The organism is Myroides indicus (assembly GCF_004364575.1).
Classification (GTDB): domain Bacteria; phylum Bacteroidota; class Bacteroidia; order Flavobacteriales; family Flavobacteriaceae; genus Flavobacterium; species Flavobacterium indicum_A.
In genome coordinates this window covers 1-1,446 of sequence record NZ_SOAG01000023.1, presented here as the reverse complement: position 1 = coordinate 1,446, position 1,446 = coordinate 1, and the positions used below count along the sequence as shown (strand labels likewise).

Sequence of the window (1,446 nt, the reverse complement as noted above, 5' to 3'; positions counted from 1 at the left end):
TCCTTCTATTTCACTCATTATTCCTCCCGAGATGCCGTGCATACCTGCTTGCGCCGCAAAAGCAGCATTGCCAAAATACGTTGACACACTGCCTATACCAAAGCTGATGGCTCCGCCAATTCCTCCCATTACTCCGGCTTTACCCGCACCGTAAAAGAACGGAACATCATTAAATGAATTTACAATGCCATTGGCTACAATTCCTACAGCAACCCCTATTAAAGCAGCTACAATAAATTCCCCGCTCGGATCGGTATAAAGTAACGGATTATTCAGCACATAACCATACCGGTTGTAATTTTGTGTGTTGTTTACATCCTGTACATAATTATCCGGAGACATAAACCTTCTCAGTAACGGATCGTACACTCTGCCATTCATATGGATTAACCCAACCGTGTAAAGGTGTTCGTGTCCGGTATAGCCCCGATCTATCAGCAAGCCGGAGCGCCACCCCATATTGTCAACTGTTTTGTTTGCTCCGTGCTGAGAATACAAGCCGTAGGCAGTTTGTATTCGTGTCTGAATAAGGCGTAAAAAGACAGCGTAGGCAGGTGCAGCGAGAGGCGATTTTGATTCTTTTACTTCACATCTTATTTATTGTGATTTTGTGTTCAGTGATTATTTGTTTTGCAACAAATAGTTGTACCTCTTACAAAAGAATAAGAAAAGAGATTCCGAAACGAGCTCGTATAGACAAAATTCCCTTCATTTTGTCTTGATACAACTATTTAATTTTAATAAAAAGCGACAATATGATTTATAAACCGAAAATAAACATCCGCACCAAACCGCCTAAGCTGACAAGCGAGTATCTTTAAGCCGAAATGAAGTACTGAGAATACAAGCCGAAGGCAGTTTGTATTCGTGTCTGAATAAGGCGTAAAAAGACAGCGTAGGCAGGTGTAGCGAAGGGGGTTTTGATTCTTTTGTACCCCTTACAAAAGAATAAGAAAAGAGATTCCGAACCAAGTTCAGCAAGACAAGGTTTCTTTTCTTTTATCTTGATATAAAAGAAACAAAAGATCAAGACTGCATTTCTCCTATCGGTCTTTCTAAGGTTTGTTTTGCAAACTATATGACGGTGGCTTCGCCCATATAGTTTGATGCAAAACTGCACCAAGAAGACACTCGACAGAGAAATGAGGTCGTTGGAAAAGCATTAAAGAACATTTTAAAGTAAAAACAATAATATGATACCCGTTGTGCATTTTAAATAATACACACTTTTAAGTTATTGATATTCCTATTGAAATATTCTTTGTTGATGAATTGTACAACTGTTAACGCCGTTATTTTAGCTAATAATCTGGTTTTGAAACCTTCAAATATCTTGGCGTAATTACGTCTCATCATAAATTGGTCGCACAATTGCGAGAACAAGGTTTCAATTCTCTTTCGTTGTTTTTTGAACAAATAAAATTGTGGTTTATAATCCTTTTGATT

General features: G+C 38.3%; 2 protein-coding genes. Both read right to left on the bottom strand.

Features of this window, described 5'->3' with window-relative positions; genetic code table 11:
- On the bottom strand, nucleotides 1-459 hold a 459-nt coding region (locus C8P70_RS10055), incomplete at its 3' end, for an RHS repeat domain-containing protein (protein WP_317128284.1).
- Between the two features lie 753 nt (nucleotides 460-1,212).
- On the bottom strand, nucleotides 1,213-1,446 hold a 234-nt coding region (locus C8P70_RS10050; protein ID WP_166666216.1), incomplete at its 5' end, for a transposase.